This window comes from Streptomyces sp. DSM 40750 (genome assembly GCF_024612035.1).
Lineage (GTDB): Bacteria > Actinomycetota > Actinomycetes > Streptomycetales > Streptomycetaceae > Streptomyces.
Genome location: NZ_CP102513.1, coordinates 8,893,283 through 8,918,073 on the forward strand (window position 1 = coordinate 8,893,283; position 24,791 = coordinate 8,918,073).

Annotated in this window: 18 protein-coding genes and 4 pseudogenes; 12 read left to right on the top strand and 10 right to left on the bottom strand. The window is 68.8% G+C overall.

The features are described from left to right. Positions 1-219: 219 nt before the first annotated feature. The 3 genes from JIX55_RS39350 to JIX55_RS39360 are packed head-to-tail and all read right to left on the bottom strand — an operon-like array spanning position 220 to position 2,314. On the bottom strand, positions 220-987 hold the full coding sequence (locus JIX55_RS39350; RefSeq protein WP_257567995.1) for a class I SAM-dependent methyltransferase: 768 nt from the start codon (positions 985-987) through the stop codon (positions 220-222). After that, positions 984-1,601 (bottom strand): TIGR04282 family arsenosugar biosynthesis glycosyltransferase, encoded by a 618-nt coding sequence (locus JIX55_RS39355; RefSeq protein WP_257567996.1) that lies wholly within the window; start codon positions 1,599-1,601, stop codon positions 984-986. Before JIX55_RS39355 ends, JIX55_RS39350 begins: the two co-directional genes overlap by 4 nt. Continuing rightward, a complete protein-coding gene (locus JIX55_RS39360) occupies positions 1,598-2,314 on the bottom strand; it encodes a glycosyltransferase family 2 protein (protein ID WP_257567997.1) in 717 nt (238 codons plus the stop codon). Before JIX55_RS39360 ends, JIX55_RS39355 begins: the two co-directional genes overlap by 4 nt. Positions 2,315-2,429: 115 nt before the next feature. Here JIX55_RS39360 and JIX55_RS39365 point away from each other — a divergent pair, with 115 nt between their 5' ends. Then, positions 2,430-3,182, top strand: a complete 753-nt coding sequence (locus tag JIX55_RS39365; protein WP_257567998.1) for a response regulator transcription factor — start codon at positions 2,430-2,432, stop codon at positions 3,180-3,182. Positions 3,183-3,184: 2 nt separating this feature from the next. Then, positions 3,185-4,297: a sensor histidine kinase gene (locus JIX55_RS39370; RefSeq protein WP_257567999.1), complete on the top strand. Its 1,113-nt coding sequence runs from the start codon at positions 3,185-3,187 to the stop codon at positions 4,295-4,297. A 30-nt stretch (positions 4,298-4,327) separates the two neighbouring features. On the opposite strand, the gene JIX55_RS39375 is transcribed toward JIX55_RS39370, so the two are convergent. The 4 genes from JIX55_RS39375 to JIX55_RS39390 all read right to left on the bottom strand — a co-directional run bounded on the left by JIX55_RS39375 (position 4,328) and on the right by JIX55_RS39390 (position 9,982). Next, the gene (locus JIX55_RS39375; protein ID WP_257568000.1) at positions 4,328-5,329 is read right to left on the bottom strand and encodes an NAD-dependent epimerase/dehydratase family protein; all 1,002 of its coding nucleotides are present in this window, start codon (positions 5,327-5,329) and stop codon (positions 4,328-4,330) included. A 358-nt stretch (positions 5,330-5,687) separates the two neighbouring features. After that, positions 5,688-6,788, bottom strand: coding sequence for a 4Fe-4S binding protein (locus JIX55_RS39380; protein WP_257568001.1), 1,101 nt, complete (start codon positions 6,786-6,788; stop codon positions 5,688-5,690). Positions 6,789-7,293: 505 nt separating this feature from the next. Continuing rightward, complete coding sequence (locus tag JIX55_RS39385; RefSeq protein ID WP_257568002.1) at positions 7,294-8,385, bottom strand: ArsR/SmtB family transcription factor; 1,092 nt, start codon at positions 8,383-8,385, stop codon at positions 7,294-7,296. Between the two features lie 22 nt (positions 8,386-8,407). Further along, positions 8,408-9,982 carry an AbgT family transporter gene (locus JIX55_RS39390; protein WP_257568003.1) on the bottom strand — a complete coding sequence of 525 codons (1,575 nt, stop codon included), beginning with the start codon at positions 9,980-9,982 and terminating at the stop codon, positions 8,408-8,410. A 240-nt stretch (positions 9,983-10,222) separates the two neighbouring features. Here JIX55_RS39390 and JIX55_RS39395 point away from each other — a divergent pair, with 240 nt between their 5' ends. The 4 genes and pseudogenes from JIX55_RS39395 (at position 10,223) to JIX55_RS39410 (ending at position 15,672) form a co-directional block, all read left to right on the top strand. After that, positions 10,223-12,160 carry a CocE/NonD family hydrolase gene (locus tag JIX55_RS39395; RefSeq protein ID WP_257568004.1) on the top strand — a complete coding sequence of 646 codons (1,938 nt, stop codon included), beginning with the start codon at positions 10,223-10,225 and terminating at the stop codon, positions 12,158-12,160. A gap of 249 nt (positions 12,161-12,409) precedes the next feature. After that, complete coding sequence (locus JIX55_RS39400; protein WP_257568005.1) at positions 12,410-13,621, top strand: sensor histidine kinase; 1,212 nt, start codon at positions 12,410-12,412, stop codon at positions 13,619-13,621. After that, positions 13,618-14,334: pseudogene (locus JIX55_RS51605) on the top strand (response regulator); the annotation flags it as partial. The gene JIX55_RS39400 and the pseudogene JIX55_RS51605, both read left to right, overlap by 4 nt. 768 nt (positions 14,335-15,102) lie before the next feature. Next, positions 15,103-15,672 (top strand): dihydrofolate reductase family protein, encoded by a 570-nt coding sequence (locus JIX55_RS39410; protein ID WP_257568006.1) that lies wholly within the window; start codon positions 15,103-15,105, stop codon positions 15,670-15,672. Between the two features lie 351 nt (positions 15,673-16,023). On the opposite strand, the pseudogene JIX55_RS39415 reads toward JIX55_RS39410, so the two are convergent. Then, positions 16,024-16,247 (bottom strand): annotated as a pseudogene (locus JIX55_RS39415) (cold-shock protein). Between the two features lie 727 nt (positions 16,248-16,974). On the opposite strand from JIX55_RS39415, the gene JIX55_RS39420 reads away from it, so the two are divergent. Further along, positions 16,975-18,240, top strand: coding sequence for a TerD domain-containing protein (locus JIX55_RS39420; RefSeq protein ID WP_257568007.1), 1,266 nt, complete (start codon positions 16,975-16,977; stop codon positions 18,238-18,240). A 1,128-nt stretch (positions 18,241-19,368) separates the two neighbouring features. On the opposite strand, the gene JIX55_RS39425 is transcribed toward JIX55_RS39420, so the two are convergent. Next, positions 19,369-19,875 (bottom strand): hypothetical protein, encoded by a 507-nt coding sequence (locus JIX55_RS39425; RefSeq protein WP_257568008.1) that lies wholly within the window; start codon positions 19,873-19,875, stop codon positions 19,369-19,371. Between the two features lie 171 nt (positions 19,876-20,046). Between JIX55_RS39425 and JIX55_RS39430 the strand changes: the two are divergent. Further along, positions 20,047-20,346, top strand: a pseudogene (locus JIX55_RS39430) (transposase); the annotation flags it as partial. Positions 20,347-20,538: 192 nt separating this feature from the next. Here the strand turns inward: JIX55_RS39430 and JIX55_RS39435 are convergent. Further along, positions 20,539-21,075: a HEAT repeat domain-containing protein gene (locus tag JIX55_RS39435; protein WP_257568009.1), complete on the bottom strand. Its 537-nt coding sequence runs from the start codon at positions 21,073-21,075 to the stop codon at positions 20,539-20,541. 398 nt (positions 21,076-21,473) lie between these two features. Between JIX55_RS39435 and JIX55_RS39440 the strand changes: the two are divergent. From JIX55_RS39440 to JIX55_RS39455, 4 genes and pseudogenes are all read left to right on the top strand, one after another. After that, positions 21,474-22,418 (top strand): annotated as a pseudogene (locus tag JIX55_RS39440) (IS701 family transposase); the annotation flags it as partial. Between the two features lie 446 nt (positions 22,419-22,864). Then, positions 22,865-23,224, top strand: a complete 360-nt coding sequence (locus JIX55_RS39445; RefSeq protein ID WP_257569627.1) for a hypothetical protein — start codon at positions 22,865-22,867, stop codon at positions 23,222-23,224. Between the two features lie 267 nt (positions 23,225-23,491). Continuing rightward, positions 23,492-23,731: a hypothetical protein gene (locus JIX55_RS39450; RefSeq protein WP_257568010.1), complete on the top strand. Its 240-nt coding sequence runs from the start codon at positions 23,492-23,494 to the stop codon at positions 23,729-23,731. A 63-nt stretch (positions 23,732-23,794) separates the two neighbouring features. Then, positions 23,795-24,685: a hypothetical protein gene (locus tag JIX55_RS39455; RefSeq protein WP_257568011.1), complete on the top strand. Its 891-nt coding sequence runs from the start codon at positions 23,795-23,797 to the stop codon at positions 24,683-24,685. Positions 24,686-24,791 lie beyond the last annotated feature (106 nt).

The window sequence follows — 24,791 nt, forward strand, 5'->3', positions numbered from 1 at the left end:
GGACGACTGGTCCGAGGTGGCGCTGTGGTTCGTGGGGGCGGCGGTGGTGCACGATCTCGTCCTGCTGCCGCTGTACGCGATCGCCGACCGTGCGGTCGTACGGGCTTCCGAGGCGGCCGGTCACCGCGAGTGGGCCACGTATGTGCGCGTGCCGGCGACTCTCTCCGGGTTACTCCTGCTGGTGTGGTTCCCGCTGATCAGCGGGCGGGTGGCGGACCGCTACGAGTCCGCCACCGCGCTCTCGGCGGACGGCTTCCTGCCCCGCTGGCTGCTGATCACGGCCCTGCTGTTCGGGGGCTCGGCGCTGCTGCTGGCCCTGCGGCTGCGCAGGGCGACGAAGGACCGGCCGCCTGTCGTCCACTGACCGGCGGCGCGCCAGCCGAGCGGGCGGGCGTACCGCAGCAGCGCCGGGGTGCCGAGCCGGGCCCAGGGGAAGGGGGCCTCGCCGGCACCACTGCCGTCGGTGGCCCCGACGAGGCGGACCTCGACGCGCTCGTCCACGTCCGCCGGGACCGTCTCGGCGATCAACAGGCCGCCGGGGAGCAGCAGTTCGCCGAGCCGGCGGAGCAGGGTGCGCGGGTCGCCGCCGATGCCGAGGTTCCCGTCGAGGAGCAGGGCGGTGCCCCAGCGGCCCTCGCCGGGCAGCGGTGCGAAGACCGAGCGCCGCAGGGCCTGCCCGCCGAGCCGTACGGTGTGGGCGACGGCCGCCTCGCTGACGTCGATACCGAGCACGGGCCGGCCCAGGGCGGCGAGTTCCACGACCAGCCGTCCCGGCCCGCAGCCCACGTCCAGCACCGCTCCCTCGCACCGCTGGAGGACTTCCCGGTCCACGGTGTCGGCGCGGGCGCACCACCGCTCCACCTCCAGGGGCAGCAGCCAGCCGTCGTCGCGACGCAGGAAGAGCGGGCCCCGGCCGGTGCGCAGGGCGTCGGAGTAGGGGTCCCCGGACCAGGACCTCCCTACGGTCTCCTGCTGCGCGGTACTCATCGGCGGGTGACCGCCCGGAGCCGGGTCAGCTCCGCCGTGAACCGGCCGTGCGGCGCGATCGCGGCGACCGCCTCGGCGTCGGCGGCCGTGTCGACGTCCCGCAGCCGTGGCAGGTCGCGGACGCGCAGTCCGGCGGCGACGAGTCGGGCGCGCTGTACGGCGCCGGTGGAGGGCGTCGACATGGGTACTCCGCGCAGCAGACCGGGGTCCGGGTCGGCCAGGCCGAGGGCCCAGAAACCGCCGTCCTCGGCCGGACCGAAGTACGCGTCGCACTCGGTGAAGTCGACGGTCAGCAGGTCCGGGGTGACCTGTGGGGTGTCCATGCCGATGAGCAGGGCCGGGCCGTCGCAGCCGGCGAACGCCGCGGCGAGCCGTGCGTCCAGTCCGCCCGCGCACTGCGGTACGACGTCGAAGCCGGGCGGCAGCCAGGGGCCGGGTTCCCCGGCCAGCACCAGGACGCGACGGCGGGCGGGAGCCGCCGCGACGGTGCGCAGGGTGTCGACCAGGGCCGCCTCGGCGAGTTCCGCCGCCTCGGTGGGAGTGAACGGCGGGGTGAGCCGGGTCTTCACCCGTCCCGGCCTGGGCTCCTTGGCGATGACGAGGAGCGTGGTCATCGGCGGGCTCCTCCTGCGGTGACGGGCGCGGGCGGTTCGTTCAGCACGCGGCTCATGTCCCGTACCGCCTGCCAGGTGCCCCGCCAGGTGCCGGTCACCTTGGAGGCGCCGGCACGTGGCAGGTACGGCACGTCGTGCTCGGTGACGCGCCAGCCCGCGTCGGCGGCGCGCACGACCATCTGCAGCGGATAGCCGCTGCGCCGGTCGGTGAGACCTAGGGCGAGCAGCGGCTCGCGGCGGGCGGCGCGCAGTGGGCCGAGGTCGTGCAGGCGCAGCCCGGTGCGGCGGCGCAGCATCCGGGCGAGCGCCAGGTTGCCTGCCCGGGCGTGTGCGGGCCATGCGCCGGGCCCCTGCGGGCGGCGCCTGCCGAGCACCAGGTCGGCCCGCCCGTCCGCCACTTCGCGTACGAAGGGGGCGAGGAGCGACGGGTCGAGGGAGGCGTCGCAGTCGCAGAAGCAGACGATGTCGGCCGTGGCGGCGCTCAGCCCGGCATGGCAGGCGGCGCCGAAGCCGCGGCGTGGTTCGTGGACCACGGTCGCCCCCAGCTCGCGGGCGAGGTCGGCCGAGCCGTCGGTGGAGCCGTTGTCCACGACGAGGGCGCGCCAGCCGGGTGGGATGCGGGCCAGGACCCAGGGGAGAGCCTCGGCCTCGTTGAGGCACGGGAGCACGACATCGACGTCCGGCGATGTGGGAGAGGTCGTCACGGCTTTCACCCTACGAGGACGAAGTGCGCATATCGGACTTCGGGTTCTTACGAAACGCGGACGTCAGAGGTTCCCCATGCCGGGCGGGCGGTGCGGAAGCCGGGCATGGTGGGACGCTGGCGACATGGAACAGCAACCGAGTGGGCCGACGGCGGCTCGCATCCTGGTGGTCGACGACGACCCCACGGTCGCCGAGGTCGTCGCCGGATACCTCGACCGGGCCGGATACCACGTGGACCACGCCGAGGACGGCCCCACCGCGTTGGCCCGTGCCGCCGCGCACTGGCCGGACCTGGTGGTGCTGGACCTGATGCTGCCCGGCATGGACGGCCTGGAGGTGTGCCGCCGACTGCGGGCACGCGGCCCGGTGCCGGTCATCATGCTCACCGCCCGGGGCGACGAGGACGACCGCATCCTCGGCCTGGAGGTGGGCGCCGACGACTACGTCACCAAGCCGTTCAGCCCCCGCGAACTGGTGCTGCGCGTCGAGTCCGTGATGCGCCGCGCACGCCCTGGTGCGGGCACGGGCCCCCTGCGCTCGGCCGGCCTCACCGTCGACCCGGCTGCCCGCCGCGCCGCCAGGAACGGGGACGAACTCGCCCTCACCCTGCGGGAGTTCGACCTCCTCGCCTTCTTCCTGCGCAACCCGGGCCGCGCCTACAGCCGCGAGGACCTGATGCGCGAGGTGTGGGGCTGGGACTTCGGCGACCTGTCCACGGTCACCGTCCACATCCGCCGGCTGCGCGGCAAGGTCGAGGACGACCCGGCCAGGCCGCAGCTGATCCAGACCGTGTGGGGCGTCGGCTACCGCTTCGACCCCACGCCCACTCCTACCCCCACCCCCATCCCCATCGACGCCGATGGCAAGGAGGACTGACGATGGGCGACACCCTGCTCATAGCGCTGTTCGCCTTCCTCGGCGCCGGCGCGGCCGGGCTGCTCGGCGCGGCGGCACTGTGGCTGCTGCGCCGCCGCTCGCTCACCACGTCGCTCACCGTCGTGGCCGCCGTCGCGGTGACCGCCATGCTCGCGGGCACCCTCGCCGTGGCGTGGGCGATGTTCCTCTCCGCGCACGACCTGACCGTGGTGACGACGGTCGTGGCGATGGCCGCCGTGGTTTCTCTGGCGACCGCCCTCCTCCTCGGCCGCTGGGTCGTCGCCCGCAGCCGAGCCCTCCAACTCGCCGCCCGATCCTTCGGCGACGGCGGCGACTTCGCGGCCCCCGTCGGCCCGGCCACCGCCGAACTCGCCGCACTCAGCGCCGAACTGGCCGCCACGAGCGCGAAACTCGCCGCGTCACGGGAACGCGAACGCGCGCTGGAGTCCTCCCGCCGCGAACTCGTCGCCTGGATCTCGCACGACCTGCGCACCCCGCTCGCCGGACTGCGCGCCATGGCCGAGGCACTGGAGGACGGGGTGGCCGCCGACCCCGACCGCTATCTGCGCCAGATCCGCACCGAGGTCGAACGCCTCAACGGCATGGTCGGCGACCTCTTCGAACTCTCCCGCATCCACGCGGGAGCCCTCGCCCTCACCCCTTCCCGCATGTCCCTGTACGACCTGGTCGGCGACGCCCTGGCGGGTGCCGATCCGCTCGCCCGCGAACACGGGGTCAGACTCGTGGGCGGCAGCGTCGAGCCGGTGCCGGTCGAGGTGGACGGCAAGGAGATGAGCCGGGTCCTCGGCAACCTGCTGGTGAACGCGATCCGCCGCACTCCGGCGGACGGCACGGTCGCGGTCGCGGCCGTACGCTCGCCCCGAGGGGTGGTCGTGTCCGTGACGGACGGCTGCGGCGGTATCCCCGAGGAGGACCTGCCGCGCGTCTTCGACACCGGCTGGCGTGGCACCCACGCCCGCACCCCACCGGCCGGCGCGGGCCTGGGCCTCGCCATCGTCCGGGGAATCGTGGAGGCCCACCAGGGCTCCGCCACCGTACGCAACATCCCCGGCGGCTGTCGCTTCGAGGTGGTGCTGCCCGCGGCCGCTTCCTGAAGCGGACAGCACCACCGGTCCAGGGGTGTCCTACGAGCCACGCATGCCGGCCCGTGCGAACTCCCGCATCCCCTCCGCGAAGGCGACCTCCGCCTTCCAGCCCAGCTCCGCCCGCAGCCGCGAGGAGTCGGCGGTGATGTGCCGTACGTCCCCCAGCCGGTACTCCCCGGTGACGACCGGCTCGGACCCGCCGAACGCGCCGGCCAGCGCCCGCGCCATCTCCCCGACGGTGTGCGGCTCGCCGCTGCCGGTGTTGTACGCGGTCAGCGCCCCCTCGGCCGAACCCGCCTCCAGCGCCGCCACATTGGCCGCCGCCACATCACGTACATGGACGAAGTCCCGCCGCTGCCGCCCGTCCTCGAAGACCCGGGGGGCCTCCCCACGCGCGAGCGCCGAACGGAAGAAGGAGGCCACCCCGGCGTACGGCGTGTCCCGGGGCATCCGCGGCCCGTACACGTTGTGGTAGCGCAGCGACACCGCTGCCCCGTCCGTCGTCCGTGCCCATGCCGCTGCCAGATGCTCCTGGGCGAGCTTCGTCGTCGCGTACACGTTCCGCGGATCGGTCGGCGCGTCCTCACCCACCAGCCCCGGCGACAGTTCCTCGCCGCACGACGGGCACAGCGGCTCGAAGCGCCCGGCCACGAGATGGGCGACGGCCCGTGGCCCCGGCCGCACCACCCCGTGCCGCCCGCACTCGTACCTTCCCTCCCCGTACACCACCATCGACCCGGCCAGCACGAGCCGCCGCACGCCGGCGTCCGCCATGGCGGAGAGCAGCACCGCCGTCCCCAGGTCGTTGCGGGAGACGTACTCCGGCGCGTCGGCGAAGCCCGTGCCGAGGCCGACCATGGCCGCCTGGTGGCACACGGCGTCGGCCCCGGCGAGGGCGCGGCGGACCGCTTCCCCGTCCCGGACGTCCGCCCGCCTGTCCTCGCGGACGTCGAACACGACGGGCTCGTGCCCGCGCGCCGCCAGCGCCTCCACGACATGGGACCCGATGAACCCGGCACCGCCGGTGACCAGTACACGCATGAGCCCCACGCTAGGGCGCCGTAGCCGTCGCGGCGGCGGACACGTCCGGCACGTCACGGGTCCGTAAGACAACGCGCGGCGGGCGACGCGATCACCGGAGAACCGACCCCGGCCCGGAATCCGCTGGGTCCGGTCGCCTCCTCCGGGCCGTCGCACCCGCTGACCGGTCTCGCCGTGCTGATCGCCGCGCCACCGGTGGCGCGGCGGCTCACATGCCTGCCCGTACGGCCTCGGCCTTCGGCCCTTCGACTTCCGCAAGGCCGCAGCCGTTTCGCCCGTCGCTGAGCGTGTGTGAGCGCACCTCCCGACCTCTCGGGGCCACTCCGCACAGTGGCCCCGTCCGGGGGGGGGAGTTGAGTCAGTGGGATGCGGAGCGTTTCGCCGGGGGGTGCCAGCCGCCGGTGACTTCCTTGACGGGCTTGTGGGGGAAGCGGCGCTGGGCGTACTCCTGCGCGTGTGAGCCCGGCAGGACGTAGAGGGTCTCCCTCTTGTCCTGGAGCGGTCGCAGCACGGTGTCCATGAACGTCTTGCGGTCGTCCAGGTAGGGGCCCAGGACGTCTTCGCCGCCGGGGCAGACGGCCATGCAGTAGCCGGACTTGTAGCCGGGGGGCGAGGTCAGGCTCTGCCACATGGAGGCGCTCTCGGAATCGGTGACCCGGGAGCGGTAGTCGGCGGCGTCCTCGCTGTCGGCCACGGTCTGCGCCCAGTCGGTGAAACCGCTCATGAACTCGCGGTAGTTGTGGGTGGTGCAGGCCAGGGCGTCGAATGCCCCGTCCTTGCTGATGGCACCGACCGGGCAGGCCGCCACGCACAACTTGCAGTCGATACAGGGGTTGTAGTCCAGCGCCTGCCCGTACTCGCTCACCTCGGCGTCCACCAGGACGGTCGCCAGCAGTATGAAGTTGCCGAACTTCGGGTGGATGACATTGCGGTGCAGGCCCATCACGCCGAGGCCGGCGGCCACCGCGACCGTCTTGTGCGCCACCACCCAGATCCGCCCGGGGAAGCGGTCCATCTCCTGGGGGAAGGCGACCGACGGATTGAGTGCGCGGTGGCCGGCGTCCTGCAGTGCCCGGGTGACACTGCGGGCGGCGTGATTGGCCTGTTCGTCGGTCTGGTGGAACTCCTGGTTGGCCACGCTGCGGGCCGGGGAACGGCAGTTGTCGCGGTTCATCCGGACCGCCATCGCGATCAGGGTGCGGGTGCCGGGCAGTGCGGACTGCGCGTGCTCGCGCTCGTCGGCCAGGTCGGGGTGGTCCAGGCTGACCGCGGCCACGTCGTCCGCACCGGCCGCCAGGCATATCTCGCGCAGCCAGTCCGCGTCGATCACCGCCGGAGGGCTCACCGCGTCACCGGACCTGCGCCGGGCGAGCACGGCCCGCACCGACGGATGGGCAGCCAGCTTCGCAGGAAGCCTCGGATCCGTCGGTTGCCCCTCGACCTCGCGCGCGGCAGTCATCCGATGCTCCTGGTGATTCGGGTTCTGAGACTCGGTGATTCAAGTTCTGAGACTTGCCCTCACGGCGAGAAACCGATCAGTTTCGCCATTGTAAACCGATCGGTTTACGCATGCAAGCGTAAGTGGCGGCCGCCCCCGGGTGCGCGCTGGGTCTTGTCGGTGGGGTGTGTGGCCGAGGGGTCTGGCCGACGGGGCCGCGCATCCATGGCCCTTTGTGGCGCCGCAGCAGGAGCGCGGGCCCCGTGCGGATGTCCAGACCTGTTCCTCGCGGCCGTTTCCACCGCCTGGATCAAGAGCACCGCAGCCACCGACGAGGAGTCACCGGACCGTCTCCGCGCACTCGTCGAAAGCGGACACCGTGATTGGGACGACCAGACGTAGGCAACCGGCCGCCCCGCCCCGCCCCGCCCCGTCCTGTCCCGCCCCGTCCTGTCCCGCCCCGTCCTGGACGGTCGCCGGGACGCCCCGGGCCCGACTCTGCAGCCCCCGAGCTTCCCTCGTCGGTTCACCGTGCCACGGTGGCGAGGACGTCGTGGCCCAGTCGCTGGATGACGTCCGTGGCGAGCCGGTGCCGCACCAGCTTGCCGTCCCGGGTGGAGCGAACCAGGCCCGCGTCGCGCAGGGTGCGCAGGGCGCGGGAGACCTGTGGTTCGCTGGAGCCGAGTCGGGCGGCGAGCTCCGAGGTGGTGATGGGCTCACCCAGCAGATGGCGGCACAGTTCCATCCGGGCGGGCGAGGTCAGCGCCATCAGCCGGTGGTGCAGATCCCGCAGGGTCAGTTGTCCGGCCGGGGCGGTGCCGCGAGCCGCGTACTGCACCACCACGCACGACGGGTGCTCGTTCTTGACCGTCAGATGCGGCCACACCCGGGCGGACGGGACGAGGACGAGGGGGCGCGGGGCCACCTTCACCTCGTCGGTCTGCAGCTTGTCCAGCCGTATCCGTTCCCCCGGCGCGACCCGGGCCGCGGTCGGCAGCAGCTCGGTGAGCACCTCCGCGGGCGACCGGGCTGTCAGTCGGCGACGCACCTCCCGCGCGTGGTCTTCCAGGGCAGGCCGCAGGGTGCGCCAGTCCTCGGCGAAGAACGCGGTGTCGGCGGCCCGCAGCACCGCCAGCAGCCGGTCCCGCAGCTCCAGCGGCGCCGCCACCAGCTGCCGCGCCAGCTCACCGCGGGCGTAGGAGCGGCGCAGACAGAGGCGTGCGTAGTGGTCCGCGGCGGCGGTTCCGGCGCGCAGCTCGCGGGCCGGCGGAATGGGCAGCGCGTTGGTGCCGAGGACTCCGGGCGCCACCAGCTCCAGGAAGTGCTCGTCCGACAGCGCCGCGATCGCGGCCAGCTCCTCGTCCAGGCTCGCCGCGAGCGGCAGCGTACGGGGAAAGAACAGGCGGCAGCGGTATCGGGCCCACAGAGGAGCGAACACGGACAACTCGTCGTGCAGTTCGGGTCCCGCCGTAGCGGCGCGGGCCGCCCAGCCCGCGGCCTCCGGGTGGTGCTCGGGTTCGGCGAGCACGTGCAGGCTCGCCATCAGTTCCGACAGCGCGGAGGGCCCGGCCGTGAGGTCCGCGGGGCCGAGCCCTCCGAGGTCGAGGACGATGCTCACGCTGTCAGCGTACGGCGGGAGTTCACCGCACCGGCGCTCCCGGACCGAGCGGGATGCCCAGCAGGTACCAGGCGAAGAACAGCAGCACCCAGACCACCAGCATGATCATGGCGAGGGGCAGGGTGAAGGAGACCAGGGTGCCGATGCCGGCCTTACGGCGGAGGGTCTGCAGGTAGCCGACACAGAGCATGAACGAGGTGCTCATCGGGGTGATGGAGTTCGTGCATGAGTCGGCGATGCGGTAGAGCGCCATGGTGGTGGCCGGGCTGGTGCCGAGCAGCATCAGCATCGGCACCAGTGCCGGGGCGACCAGTGTCCACAGGGCGGAGCCGGAGGTGATGAGGAGGTTCATCAGTGCGACCGCGACGATCAGCAGGGAGAACAGCACCAGAGTGGGCGCGCCCAACTCCTCTAGGAAGTCCGCCCCTTCGACCGCGACGACCGTGGCGATGTTGGTCCACTTGAACAGGGCGAGGAACTGGGACACGGCGAAGAAGAGCACCAGCAGCGGCGCGATGGAGCGCACTCCCTCCGCCATGAACTCCGGTATCGCGCGGCTCCCGCGGATCCGCCCGGTGAGCCGCCCGTACACAGCGCCGATGAGGAGGAAGAAGACGGTGAGGAAGACGGCGATGGCGTTCATGAAGGTGGACTCCACGATGGCGCCCCCCTCACCGCGGAGCGGTGACGAGGCGGGCAGCATCGCGAGCACGATCAGCGCGGCGTAGCCGAGCACGGCCAGCCCGGTCAGCTTCAGGGCCCGCAGCTCGGTGGCGTCGTCGACCTCCGCGGCGACGATCCGCTGTGCCGCGGCGGCCTCCAGGTCCGCGTCCGGGGTCAGGTGGTGCTCGCGCCTGGCGAGGATCTTGTCCACGACCAGGGCGATGGTGCCGGCCAGCACGAACGCCGAGACCGTGGTGAAGTACATGTTGTCCGTCGCGCGGACCACCACGTCCTCGTCGACGAGTTGCGCGGCCTCGGTGGCCACGGAGGCGAACAGCGCGTCCCCGGGGGCGATCAGCGGGTTGGCGTCGCCCGCGGCGTTGATGGAGACGAACGCGACGATCATGCCGAGCATGGGGGAGCGGCCCACGGCGCGGAAGGCCACCGCCCCGAGCGGGATGAGGACCACGTACGCGGAGTCGGACAGGAACTTCCCCAGCACGCCGCCCAGCGCCACGCCCAGGACGACGGTGCGCGGGGACAGGCCCGACAGCATGCGGCGGGCCAGCGCTTCGAAGAGTCCCGACCGCTCGGCGACCGCGACACCCAGCATCACCATCAGCACGGTGCCGAGCGGGCCGAAGGTGACGAAGGACTCCTCGGCGCCGGTGATCAGGTCCCGTACGGCGTCCGCCGACAGTGCGCTGCGTACGCCGACCGGGTCGCCCGAGGAGGGGTCCTCGACCTGTAGGCCGGAGGCGTTCAGCGCCCAGCTGACGCAGGCGACGACCCCGAACAGGATCCAGAACAGCCAGAACGGATGCGGCAGCGCGTTGCCCGCCCGCTCGACCAGGTCGAGGAACCGGGAGCCACGGCCCCCCTCGCCGGGATCGGTGGCCTGCACCTCCTCGGCGCGGCTGTCAGGTGTGCTCATGGCGGCCTCCTGTGAGGACTGGGAGAGGACGGGGAAACGAGGGCATGGCGCGGCTACGCCGCGAGCAGTGCGAAGCGGGACCCGGAGCCGCGCACGATCCGTCGCGATGGCACGCAGGGCGTTCCCGGGTTGCGCTGCACAGTAGGTCCCGTGTCCGGTCCCGTCACCGTCCGGCGGAACAGTTGACCTGATGACGTCAAGTGATCGCCATGACCTGGGCAACTGCTTAGCGTCACGGGAGTGACCACGTACGAGACCTCCCCCACTTGCCGACCCGAACCCCTCCAGGGCGGTGCCCTGTGGCGCCGTACCCTGCGCATCCCCATGCGGGACGGCATCCAGCTCGCCGCCGACCTGTACTCCGCCTCACCCGAGCCGGAGGCGACCGCGCTTCCCGTGCTCCTGGAGCGCACCCCGTACGGCCGGCGCGCGCAGCGCGGTTCGGACCAGGACCGCAGCGACGCGCCCGTCCCGCAGCCCGAGGACATCGCCCGGCACTTCACCCAGGCCCGCTACCACGTCGTACGGCAGGACTGCCGGGGCCGGGGCGACTCCGAGGGGACGTTCGTGAAGTACCTCGGCGAGGGCCCGGACGGGGCGGACACGATCGCCTGGCTCAGGAACCAGCCGTGGTGTGACGGCAGGGTCGTGATGACGGGGGTGTCCTACTCCGCCCACGTCCAGGCAGCCGCAGCCGCCGAGGGGGCGCCCGGGCTGGCCGCCATGTTCCAGGACTCGGGCGGTTTCTCCTGCGCGTACGACGCGGGGATGCGGATGGGCGGCGCATTCGAGCTGAAGCAGGTGACCTGGGCGCTGCGGCATGCGGTGCACAGCCCGGAGGCGGCGGCGGATCCGGTGCTGGCCGAGCAGTTGCTGCGGGTGGACGCGACGGGCTGGTTCGGTGCGATGCCGTGGCGGCCGGGCTGCACGCCGCTGCGGCACCTGTCCGCGTACGAGGACTTCCTGCTGGAGCAGTGGCGCCAGGACACCTTCGGGGACTACTACCGCAACCCGGCGATCTACGGGCGAGGCTTCTACGACCGCTTCCCGGACGCGCCGAGCCTGCACATGGGCAGCTGGTACGACCCCTACGTCCGCTCCACCATCGAGAACTTCACCGCCCTGCGGGAGCTGAAGTCGGCACCCTCCTACCTGGTCATGGGCCCGTGGACGCACGGACACCACTGCGAGACGTACGCCGGAGACGTGGACTTCGGTCCACGGGCGACCCTGGACGGCAACCTCGGCCCGTCGTACCTGGAGTTCCGCCGCCGCTGGTTCGACCGGGCGCTGGGCCGGGAGGACGAGGGGGATCATGACGGGAACGACGAGGGTGATCCGGGGAACGGAGATCTCCCTGCCGTGCGGTACTTCCTGATGGGGGGCGGCGACGGCCGGCGGGATGCGGCAGGGCGGATGCGGCACGGCGGCGCCTGGCGCACCGACACCCAGTGGCCGCCGGCGTCGACGGCCCCTGTCGCCCTGTACCTCACCACCGGCGGCGCCCTCACCCTCGCCCCGCCCACCGCGGCCGCCGCGTCGGTGACCTACGACTTCGACCCGCACCACCCGGTGCCCACCATGGGAGGCCAAGTCACCTCGGGCGAACCGGTGATGACGGGTGGGGCCCACGACCAGAACGCCCCGGACGCCCGGGTGTACGGGGCCCGTGCGCCGTACCTGCCGCTGGACTCCCGCCCGGACGTGATCAGCCTGACCACCCCGCCACTCGAGCGGGACGTGGTGATGGCCGGCCCGGTGTCGGCAAGGCTCCACATCTCCAGCACGGCCCCGGACACCGACTTCACCATCAAGCTGATCGACGTCCACCCGCCCAACGCCGACTACCCGCACGGCTTCGCCATGAACCTCACCGACGGCATCGCCCGCTGCCGCTTCCACCGCTCCTACGAGAGGCCGGAGTTACTCATACCCGGCGAGACGTACGAGATCGAGGTCACCGCCCCCGACACGGCAAACCGCTTCGCCGTCGGCCACCGCATCCGGCTCGACGTCTCCTCCAGCAACTTCCCCCGCTTCGACGTCAACACGAACACCGGCGAACCGGAGGCTGCCACCCGCCGCACCGCCATAGCCGTGAACACCGTGCACATGGATGCCGAGCACTCCTCCCACCTGCGAGTGTGGCTGGAAGGAGGAGCGGACGCGCTCGCGTAGCCGGACAGCCGGACAGCCGGACAGCCGGACAGTCGGGCGCCCGCCGGGGCTGCCCCAGGGATCAACGGGGCGACCGGATCCGCCTTTGGCGGGCAGCACCCGGCTGCGGCCGGGAGCCGGTCGGCGATGCGGGCGACGTTGCAGGCCAGTGCCGAGCGGCCCGCTCGATGGGTACGGTTGCGGGACCTTGGCTCGGCTTCGCGGGGGGACATCGTGGCTGGAGGGTGCTTACCGCACAGGGCCGCGCTGTTGCGCGCCGCCTGGGAGACCCGGGGGTTCACGGGCCGGCTGCCGGTCGCGGTGGTCGACCTGGCACCGGCCGTGGTCCTGCTGGCGGCCATGGTCGCGGTGCGGCTCGGCGGGGAGCGGGTGCCCGGCCGTCCATTGCCGCTGGTTCTGGGGCTGTGCGTGGTCATCGCCGGTAGCCTGGCCTTCCGTCGGCGCACGCCGTTGGCCGCGTATGCGGTGGGTACGGCGGGGCTGAGCGCCGAGGCGCTGTGGGCTGACCCCGGGGGACTGACACCGATCGCGAACCTGATCGGCCTGTACTCGCTGGGCCTGTACGCGAGCCCTGCCCGTGCGCGGCTCGGCGCCCTGCTCGTCCCGCCCGGTGTGCTCGCCTTCTTCGCACCCGAGGACGACTCGTCGATGGCACCCGCGGGCGTCCTGTTCGTCTGGCTGCTGGTGTGGGCGGCGGGATACGGCACGGCTCGGCGACGGAGGGCCCTGGAGGCACGCCGGCGGTTGAAGCGCCGCGAGGCGGTGATCAACGAACGGGTGCGTATCGCCCGGGAGTTGCACGATGTCGTCGGACACGCGGTCAACGCGATGCTGGTCCAGGCGGGCGCCGGCCGCATGGTGCTCGCCACCGAGCCCGAGCGGACCCGAGAACTCCTGATGAGTGTCGAACGCACGGGCCGCGAGGCGCTGGCGGAGCTGGACCGGTTGCTCGGGGTGCTACGGGCGGAGGACGGCACACCGCCGGGCTCCGGGGCGGTGGGTGCCGACGAGGTGGACGATGGTCCCGGCCGGTTCGGGGCCATGGGCGTCGGCGATGTGCACGGCGGGCCACCCGGTCTCGATGAACTGGAGGGCCTGGTGCGGCCGTTGGCCGACGCGGGGATGGCCGTGCGGGTGCGCGTCGAGTCGGGGGTGCGGACGCGGACGCTGTCACGCGAGATGGAGACCGCCGTACACCGGATAGTCCAGGAGGCGCTGACGAATGCCCTGCGGCACGGGCGGGCGCGTTCGGCCGACGTCACAGTCCAGAGGACCGACGGAACCGAGGCAGCGGTACTCGTGAACGTCGTCGACGACGGGGACGGGCCGGCGTCCGAGTACCGGCTGGGCCGTGGGCTGCTCGGCATCACCGAACGGGCCGGTGTCTTCGGCGGGTCGGTACGGCACGGACGGGCTTCCGGCGGCGGATTCGCACTCCGCGTGGAACTGCCCATGCCATGACCGCCACCGCTCCCGCAACCAGCTCCGTGTCCTTGCCCCTCCGTGTCCTCCTGGCCGATGACGACGCCCTGTTGCGTACGGGTGTCGCGGTCGTGCTGGGCAGCGCGCCCGGCATCGAGGTCGTCGGAGAAGCGTCCGACGGGGTGCGGGCGGTCGAGCAGTGCCGCGCTCTGGACCCGGATATCGTGCTGATGGACGTACGGATGCCGGGCGTCGACGGCATCGAGGCCACCCGCCGCATCGTCGAGGCGGGACTGCGGGCGCGCGTTCTCGTCCTGACCACGTTCCCCGACGACGCGTACGTGTGGCGAGCGTTGCGGGCGGGGGCGAGCGGGTTCCTGCTCAAGCGTGCCTCGCCGGAACGCCTGATCGATGCCGTGCGGACGGTGGCCGCGGGTGACACGCTGCTGGACCCGGCGGTCACGCGGGCCTTGGTGGAGCACTTCGTCCTCGGGGGACGGGCCGCTCGGGACGGCGCCGCAGCGCAGGAGGCGCAGGCCACCACCCTGCTGGGCCAACTCACCTCCCGTGAACGGCAGGTGCTCCGGCTGGTGGCCGAGGGCCTGTCGAACGCGCAGATCGCCGGCCTTCTCCTCATCGCCGAGTCGACCGCCAAGACCCACGTCAAGCGGATCCTCCACAAGATCGGCGCCCGGGACAGGGCACAGGCCGTGGTGCTCGCGTACCGCTCCGGGCTGATGGAGTTCGGCGGCCCGCCGGGACCCGCCGAGCACCAGCGTTACGCGCACTACCTGCAGGCCCTCGATGCCGTCTCGGAGGCGGAGGAGGCCGAGCTGGTGGCCGCAGTGCTGCGCGATCAGGATGAGGCGATGGCGCAAGGCGCGGTGGTGCACCACCTGGACCGCCGGGCAGCCCAGCTGCTGACCGACGCCGAGTTCACCGTCTGGGCTCACATCATGGCCGCGGTCATCGGGGACCGGGACTACCTCGCCCGCCGCCTGCGCGAGTGGACCCTGCTGAGGACCATCGCCCTGGACGAGCCATGGGCTGCCGAGGCGCTTACCGCCGCATCCGACTGGTTCCAACGCACAGCCGCGACCGCGCAGATCATTACCTCATCCGACGCCCTCAGCCTGCTCGCCGAACAGGGACGAACCCGCCGCGTCCGCAACGCGGCAAGCCGACGGATGGAACAACTGGATCAACCACCGAACTGAATAGTGCCGCGTCAGGCAACGTTTGCGACTTTCGTCGTTGACCCTGAGCCGACGGTAGGTGACGCGGCACCGTGCATCGAAATCGAGCGTTATGGGCGCCGTCCCTTTGCGAACCTGAACGCTCCGAGCGCCGAATCGGTCGCGCGCTCGGTCTGCGGTCTGGTTCGCATCACGACGAAGTTAAAGTTCGCATCACGACGGCGCCAAAGTAGGTGCGATCGGGGCGTCGATGAGAAATGGCGCCGGCAGTCGTCTGAGTACGGTCCGGTGAACGCGGGGCGTGCATCAAGGGAGAGCAACGAGATGAGACCACTTCGATACTCGATCAACGTCACGCTCGACGGCTGCTGCCATCACGACGCAGGGCTCCCCCCGGACGAGGAGTCGATGCGCTACTGGACCGCTGAGATGGAGCGAGCCGATGCCCTGCTATTCGGCCGGGTGACCTACGAGATGATGGAGTCGGCGTGGCGGAAGCCGGCCACGGGCACGTGGCCTGACTGGATGGATGAGTGGCAGATCCCATTCGCCGAGACCATCGACCGGGCGAAGAAGTACGTCGTGTCGAGCACGCTGAGCGGGGTCGATTGGAATGCCGACCTGGTGCGAGGCGACTTGGGACAAGCGGTTCAGCGGCTCAAGCAGGAGTCAGGCGAGGGCCTGTGGGTGGGTGGCGTGACGCTCCCCCTGGCGTTGGCAGATCTGGGACTGATCGACGAGTACGAGTTCCTTGTTCAGCCGGTCCTTGCCGGACACGGGCCGACATTGCTCGCCGGTCTGCGCGAGCGCATCCAGCTCGAGCTCGTGGACCGCCATGAGTTCCGGTCGGGGGCGGTAGCTCAGCGATACCGGCCCACGCGAGTTACGGCTTGACGTGATTTGTCCTGGCACGTTGGCCGCTCCCTCGCGACGGAACGACGGCTCGGCTCGGGGGGGGGCACTAGATCCACAGGTCTTGACTATTCCTCCGTTCTACCATGAGTGGCCCTCCTCGGTGTGGCTCCGGTGGAGGGCACGGACGAAGGCAGCCAGGTCCTCTCTGCTGTCGACGTGATCAGGAGAAGTGGTCATAAGAGGCACCCTACTTGGCACGTCCGCGGCAAGGCCGAGCCTGGTGAGCACCGCTTTGGGAGTTCGATCACCCAGGCTTCGGGAGCTTCGGATGCCTGGAAGGCATGGCCGTCAGTGACCGCTCGTAGTTGCTGCTGTCTGCCGTTGTTGATGTCAGGCTGGCCGAGGCGCTATGTGCACTGCGCGGTAGGTGTAGCCGTCTTGCTTGTAGCCGGGGGCTTCCCATTGGAGGTCTACACGTTGTCCCGGCGAGAGCGTATGGAAGCCCTTCGTCTGGATGACGGAGTAGTGGCCCCAGCAACCGCCGGGTGTCTCGGGGGAGTCGAGTACCCCCACCCTTCCTCGTCGTGCCATTCACGGACAGTCGCAGTCACCATGCCGCGACTTTACGAGTGTGCTGGCTGCGCCGACGTCTCGGGGACCGCAGCTTGGGAAGCTGCGATCACTGGTGGCTGAACTTGGGTGCTGACCTGGACGAACGGTCCGCTCGGGGACTCGATGGGTACTGACCCTTTCACCGTGGTTCCCCGCTGTTACCCGCTCGATCTGGTGCGGTTGTGGTGCAGGAGCGTTGCGGAACACGCTCGGGGAAGCACCGTTCGCAGGGTGGGTTGTCAGTGGCACTGGTTAGAGTCTCAGACGCGCGGTCGGCTTCCGGGGTATCCAGCTCTGTAGAGCAGCTGCATCCCCGGCTCTGTCTGGGGGCGGCCCGGGGCCAACCCGGGACCTAACCGACGGTCGGGCTTCGTCGATGGCCAAGAGCGAGACCTGTCAGCGCCGGCCGCGCATCAATCAGTGCTGTACGTCGACTGCTGGTGCACGCTTTCCAACTGTGGTGGTGGGGTTCCCCGCTATGTACAGGGGCGTTCACCTGTGTTCATGGGCGGCCGGTCGCGAGAGCGGCTACTTGCGTTGTCTCGTCTGAACGGCCGTGAACGGCGCTGAATGAGACGGAAACTGAGACGGGCGGCTCAACTGCTGTCGCATCTTGCAGCCTCAGGAACATGATCACCTTCGCGGTGCTTCACCTCAGGAAACCACCGTTTGTCCTACACGGACCGGCTAGGGGTAGCACGATGTTCGCACCACCGTGAGAGGGCGCCCATGACTACTACGCTTGCCAAAGGCGGCAACGCTGTCTTGTCCGCAGCGGTTTGCCGCGTCACCCTCACCTCGCCGACTACGGGCATCGACGTATCTGCTGTTCTGCTCGGGCAGGACGGCAAGGTCCGGAGTGATGACGATCTGGTCTTCTACAACCACTCGTCGCAGGACGGGATCGTACTGAACGGGCAGACGATCGTTGCGGATCTGGTCGCGGTCCCTACGACAGTCGACCGTGTTGCAGTCGTCGCCAGCATTGACCCTGAGCTGCGGGCTACTCACTTCGACGCGAGCAACACCCCTCACGCGGTCATCGAGTGTGGGAGCGCACGGATCACGTTTGCGCCGCCGCCGCTCACGCATCGGGAGACGGTGGTCATCCTCGTTGAGCTCTACCGACGGTCAGGCGGTTGGAAGGCAAGGGCGGTAGGACAGGGATGGGACACCGGGCTGGCGGGTCTGGCCTCGGACTTCGGCATCGTTGTAGATGACCCTGGGCCGTCCGCGGCACAATCTCCAGCTGCGGCGACGGCCGCGCAGGAACGGCCTACACCAACTACACCGCCACGACCCGCCTACGCACCGAACATGTCCCCGGGGGTTGCACCAGTCCCGCTGACGACACCGACTCGCCCTCTCGTCCCGCTGGGCAAGGTCGCTCTCACCAAGGCCGGCCAAGCGACTATTGACATGCGCAAGAACGATCCAAGCCTTGTCGTGACGGCCACACTCGAATGGAACGGCGGGAGCGCAGCCCGAAGACGAGCTGGCGCTGACCTCGACCTGTACGCCCTCTATGTTCCTGGGAGTCTTGTCACCCCGCCTGGCAAGCGCCCGAACAAGTCAGAACAGGTCGTCTATTACCGACAGCTCGGATTGCCCTTCGCGCCGCCCTACATCGCCCTGGATGGCGACGCCCGGGCGCCGGGCCGCGAGACGATTACCATCCGTCGCCCCGACCTCCAGGGCTACGTCCTTCTGTGCGCCTACAGCGCGGTGGAAAACGGTGCCGGTTCGTTCAAGTCCTACGGTGCTCGGGCAGTCATCAGCGACGGGCGGGGTTCTACGGTGACGGTGCCACTGTTCAACAATCGCAACTTGTCCTACTGGGTCGCCATCGCCTTGATCGACTTCACCGTTCCCGGCGGTGCCCAGATCCGGCACGTAGAGAAGTACAGCGGCAACCATGTCGAGGCCCGCCCCACTCTTTACTCGAACGGAAACTTCCGCATGAGCACCGGGAAGGTCGAATTCAAGACGAGATAGTTGGCAGTAAGATCGGATCCGTCCTCAAGCGGCTGGAGTCTGCAGGGTTCCCGCATCTCAAAAACTCTGAGCTTGGGAAGATAAGGTTATCTAGGGTCATTTCTGTGCCTGACCTGTGACGGAGCGGCGCAGACGCTTGGTGGACGGTCGATGGGTTTCCCGCTGTTCCCCGCGGTTCCCCGTACGACCTGGCACGCATCTGGCACAGCCTGATCACGAAGTTGGCTTCGCTACGGGGCCCACGGTGACCAGGCCGACTCCGACCACTGCCGATGTTGGATTTTCGAACGTTGCCTGGTCGGCGTAGTGCTTTTCCTCGAACTCGACCGAACTGAGGTTAGCCGAGCCGGTTCTAGATGCGCAGGGGTTATAGAAGCTGTCTATGTACTCGAAGAGCGCGAGGTTCGTCTTGGCCCGGGTTGCGAAGAGGCGGCTGCGGATGCACTGTGATGGTAGCCATCACAAGTATGTCGACGTTCGTGTCAAGCAGCCCCCAACAGATTTGCTTCCGCGCGACAGCGAGGAGGATCTTCGTGGGAAACATGGTAGAGATCAGGCTGGTCAGGATTCACCGGGATGATTTCAGCGAGGACGACGAGACGGTTACCGGAATCTTTGGCGACCTGTACGGTTGCTCATCGGTCGAAGCAGCTTCCCCCTGCGTTAAGAATGAAAAACTTTTTACGTTCCCTAACGGGCCGGTCGCATTTGCCCCAGGAAAAACATTGGATATAAATGCGGAAGCTCGCTTTTTTCTGGCTGCCCCCAGCCTTGATCCTGCAGAGGCGGGGTTTCCGACGTGGTTGCGAGTCGGGGGTGAAATGTTCCAAAAATACCCTAATAATCCGAAGTGGCCGCTCGGGCCTCCGCAATTCAGGACATTCCGGACTCGAGACATAATAAATCCGGTACCTCTCCAGTTCCGCCTCAGGTTCTTGCCAGCCCACAACATCGAATTGCGTTGCGACTTTACATTCCAGTGGCTCCACCCCGTATAAATGCGGGAAGGCGCTGGTGGCTGGCCAACTGCAACGGGCTAGTACTCCAGCCGTAGATCGTGATCTGCCGATCGGGGCTGGTCCCGGGCCTCGGCAAGTCGCGTGAGGGTGCCTGGTTTCGGGCGGGTGCTTAGCGCAGTGAGTGACGCTGGTAGCGCGACTCGGGTGGCCCGAAGGTCAGCCCGTTCTCGTCGAGGGCGTTGGCGATGGTCAGTTGGCTGTGGGGGAAGCAGAAGCTGACAGCGACTGTTCCCTGGGCCATGTCGCTCCCGGTCCATTCGAGGAGCTGCACGTCCCGAAGGACCTGGCCCTGGAGGGCGTGCAGCTCGGGGCGCATGTCGTGGCGCCACTGGAGATCGAAGTCGGGCCACAGGACCGGCTGGTGGGGGTCGACCGTGTTCCAGGTGATCGAGAAGTCGTCGAACTTTTGGTGGTTGATCTCAACCTGTTCTCCGGTGAAGTCGAGCAGGACGGGGCAGTCGGAGAACCACTCGTTGTCGTGAACGTCCCAGACCAGCCAGGCATGGGTCAACGGGCGGCCGATGAGCGCACGCAGTTGCTGGCCGTGGCCTGCCGTGACTGCGGATCGATCGTTCAGCCAATGAGGCCGGTAGCTTTCGATCCCGAAGTCGAACACGCCAGGATCCTCTCAGAACGAGACATCACGCGACTTTGCCAAGGCCCTGGGGCTGGTTCGGGAATGGGTGCGGCCACCGGTGATCATCGGTGTGTGAAGACAGAAGATCAGACGGTGGCCGCAGGTCACAGCATAGATCCTGTCCGGTGGCAGGACAGGTTCGAGGTCCTGATGGGCCGCATCGCGGGGCGGTTCGCCCGGGTGGAACCGCGGCGGCGGGCGAGGGCGCTGGTGCTCGGGTTGCTGGCGGACCTGCCACGCAAGAATTGCTGGACGCTCGCCGAGCACGCCGGGGACACGACACCGGACGGCTTGCAGCACCTGCTGTCCAGGGCCAGGTGGGACGCCGACGCGGTCCGCGACGACATCCGAGGCTTCGTCGTCGAGCAGCTGCACCACGACGACGCGGTGCTGGTCGTCGACGAGACCGGCGACTTGAAGAAGGGCACCGCCACGGTGGGCGTGCAGCGTCTGGCTTTGTACACGAGAACGGGAGTCGTTTGTCGACGGCTTCGGGAGTCACCGCGTGGGCCGGTCCCTTGATCAATGTCGATGAGTTTGGGAGTCACTCGCGGCCCGGTGGGGGGTTAACGGGCGGGAGTAGTTGAGGTGCAGGCAATCCTGGTGAGGTTGATCTTGGTCGGAACGCCTACGGCTCTGCGGTCAGAGCTCGCCGCGGCGTTCGAGCTGCTTCACCGCGTTCTCACGGATGATCTCGCTCTCGTCGTCGCACAACCCCTCGAGGGCTTCCCGGGTCTCCGCGCCGGGAATGGCGCCGAGAGCCCAGATCGCCTTCACCGCGAGCGCCCGGTTCTCGTCCCAGTCCAGGCGCTCGGGAACCCAGTGAGTCGCCAAGACCAGCGTCGGCACCGTCTTGGGCGAGCGGAGCTTGCCCAGCGTGGACACGATGTCCTCGTGCTCCCTGTGCCATTCGGCAGGGAACAGCTCGGTCAACGGCTCCATGAACTCCTCGACCGAGGCGTCGGCGGCGCCATGGACGATCAACGCCATCTCGACGTCGTCGGCGTCCCGGCGCTCCATGGCGTCCCGGAGCAGCCGGAGCGCCAGGGCCCCACCGTCGGACTCGCCGAAGTGGGCGAGCACCTCGTCGAGCGTGCGCGTCCGACCCACACCTGGTACGAACGCCAGTCCCATGACCAGATCCTGCTCCTCGGGCGTCATCGCCTGACCACCTTCCATGCCGTGATGTTCTCGTTGAAGAGCTTGAGCGCATCACGGCCGCTGGGCCGATGTTCACATGTGAGGTTGTTGAACGCCCCAGGTCTTGGGTGAACCCTAGCAAGATCATTCTCGCCGGGATTTCCTGCACTCAAGGCGCCGGCGTCCGGCCAGGCCGGAGGGACGTGGACCTCGCGCAAGGGGTCAACGAGGTCGGGGAACCCCTCCTCCCAGCGGGCCTGGGCGAGACGGGAGGACAGACGCCGATAGGTCGCCGCGGTGTGCGGGATCAGGCCCGTGGCAACGAGCCGGTAGTAGCAGCGGCGGGTGCCTCCCAAACTCGTGAACATCGACCTGGCCGCCAACAGAGGGCCTCCCGAGCTCATCGACAAACGACTCCCGTTCTCGTGTACAAAGCCAAGCGTCAGTACACCGGCACCGCCGGACGCATCGAGAACAGTCAGGGGGCCGTTTACCTCGCCTACTCGACCCCGCGGGGGCACGCGGCGATCGACCGGGAACTGTATGTTCCGCGCTCCTGGACCCAGGACACGGCCCGCTGCCGTGCGGCCGGGATCCCTGACACCGTCGGCTTCGCCACGAAACCCACGCTCGCCGCACGCATGATCGGCCGTGCGCTGGACGCCGGCGTCCCCGCGTCCTGGGTAGCCGGTGACGAGGTCTACGGAGGCAACCCGCATCTACGGACCGCGCTGGAGGGACGGCAGGTCGGCTATGTCCTCGCCGTCGCCTGCGACCACCAGATCACTACCCGCGCGGGCAAGTTCCGCGCCGACGTCCTGGTCAAGAAGCTGCCGAAGCGAGCCTGGCAGAAGCTCTCCGCCGGCGCCGGAGCCAAAGGGCACCGCTTCTACGACTGGGCCCTGGCCGACATCGCCGACGACCGGCCCGGCCAGCGCCACCTACTCGTCCGCCGCAACCGGCGCACCGGCGAACTCGCCTACTTCCGCTGCTACTCGGCGGCGCGAGTGCCCCTGTCCACCCTCGTGAAAGTGGCAGGGCGCAGGTGGACGGTCGAGGAGATCTTCCAGTCCGGCAAGGGCCTGGCCGGTCTCGACGAACACCAGGTCAGGCGTTGGACGTCCTGGCACCGCTGGGTCACCCTCGCGATGCTCGCCCACGCCTTTCTTGCCGCGGCCACCGCCGATGAACGTGCGCAGGAGCAGGCTCCGGACGACCTGATCCCGCTGACCTGCAACGAGATCCAGCACCTGTTCACCACACTCGTCGCCCAGACCGTCCACACAGTCATCCACAGGCTCCGTTGGTCCGAGTGGCGACGACGCCACCAGGCCCGGGCCCGCGCCTGCCACTACCAGCGTCGGACCGCCCAACAACCATGAAGATCACGATCTACGGCTGGAGTACTAGGTGCCATTCGGCCAAGCTCCGGCCAGGATTGAAGGACGGCAGGTCACACTCGCCTGTACGTGCAGGTCAGTGGACTGGCGAGCTGATGGACAGGTCAGTCTTGAAAACCGTCGTGGCGCGAGTCACCGTGGGTTCGAATCCCACACCCACCGCGTGCGGAAACGGCCCCTGACCAGGTAGTTGGTCAGGGGCCGTCGTGCTGCGAGGTGCCCGCTCGGCACCGTGATTCCCCGTGGTTCCCCACCCGATCGGGCACGGAGGGGGCACGGGCACTTCCTGACCCGTAGCTCTCGCGGGATCGGTCAGTTACGGCTATTCCGGCCGCTACCGAGCCCCCGCAGGGGCGCTACCGGACGCGGGCGATCGCTGGGGTTGCGGTACCTGGCTGATGTACCGCAGGATCCAGACGGGGGTGACCATGGAACGGCATGTGCTGGAATCGCTGTTGGCCGGTGATGACGAGGCTTCCGTGATTGCTCTGGCCACCCTCCGCAGCGGCGCCACCTACTGGGTGGCGGACCGGGCACAACCCGCAGGGCAGCATGCCGGAGTCTTCAAGCGCCGACTTCAGCGCATGCGGATGCACGGACTCGAACCTCTTGGGCTGGAACGAGCAGTGCAGCTCATCCGCGAACATGGCCGACCCGTGCGCACAGGGTTTGTCGATGCTGCCGATCGGACATGGACCACCCTGCTCTTCCTCACCGAGGACGGCAGCGCACTAGTGGCCTGCGCCGGCTGGCCGCTGCCGCTGGTTGCCAGGAAGCCACCGCTTTAGGAGAGAGGCTGGGCAATCGTGCCGCTGACCTGCGGCTTCGATACCTGGTGAGGCGGCCAGAAACTCGACTGCGGGACACCCCCGTTGACCGTGGCTGACCGCTGCATCTGGCACGGTTGTGGCACGAACCTCAGCCGACGACAGTCAGCCACGATGGCGGGTGCGTCGACCGATCAGGCGCGCGTGTGTGCCTCGCTGCACCCCCACCAGTCTCAGCCACGCTACTGGCTTGTGTCGTCGACCAGGGCAGGTCACGACGGCCGGTCCGTGACGACCTCAGCGGCGCTGCGCGATCTCCCGTGGCATGTTGGGCCGCATGACGTGACGGACCCTCGCAACCCTGCCGGGATCCGAGTGGGGGACATCTACGAGGACTGCTCCTTCCACCCGGTGCTCTGCACTGAGATCGACGATGACGGCGGCGTGGTACTCAACGGTATCTCTCTGATCGACGCCTCCTTCCCGCGCTCGTTCGACGCCCAGTACCGCGCACCGATTACGCCCTGAAAGTGGCACACCGCCTACCCGGCACTCTCTAACATTGAGTGACAAGCGCCACACGGAGGTAATATGTCAACAATCGCCACCATTGCTGCCGGTTCATCCGGATTGACCGACATGCAGCAAAAACTGATTATCGGGCTAGCGAGTGCGTTTGTTGGCGTTTTCGGAACTCTCCTAGTTCACTTCCTCAAGGTGCGTCAGGAGCCACGGAAAAGAATTTCCTGGGACTCGGACACGAAGCCCGGCCTTGACAATATCGACCCTGAGCTCAGAGATGAGCTGCGAATCTCCTACAATGGAACGCGCGTATATAACCTATTCTCCGCCCGCTATAGGCTCGCGAACAGCGGAAATACCGTTATCAAAGATCAGAGAGTTCGTTTCTCTATCCCTGATGGCGTTCAACTCCTGAATCTGATTCCAGCGCCAGACCCCGAACCGGAATTGGGGGTTGAAAGAAGCCCCGAATCCTCGGATTCTGAGATCATTTATACGATTGGACAACTAGAGCGAGGGGAGGAGGTGGGTTTCAGTCTCGTACTTGACGGCGAAAATGCGCGCCAGTGGAAGGTCAAGACCTCAAACAAGGAGGGTGACGTTGAGGTCGACCAGCGGGGATCCCAGCGAAACGCCGAGGACCGGGCTCATGTAGTCCCCTTCCTGGCCTCCCTCTTCTTCCTCTTTGCTGTTCCGTCAGTGATCAGCGGTCTCACTTTCGATAGTGCGCTAGGAGATGCGCTCGCCAGTCTGGCCAGAATTGCGCTCCTCCTCTTCTCCCTCCTTCACTTGTTCCCTGCGCTTCGTCTCATTAGGGATACCTGGTTCTCTGGGAGGCAGGCTAGGGTGGGATACGATATTGCAGGAGATCATATCGACTTTAACGGTAGTACGTTCCATGGCCCCGTGACGGGAAAACAAGATGTAAGGAATCGGGAAGAAGAGCCCAGCGTGCAATAAATGCCGTATCGCCACGTGCTGCGATAATGCAACACGGAGTGGTTGGTTTCGCGAATGAATTCACCCTAGTGTTGCAGCAGCACAGGCGGTCGGCGGAGCGGCTTTG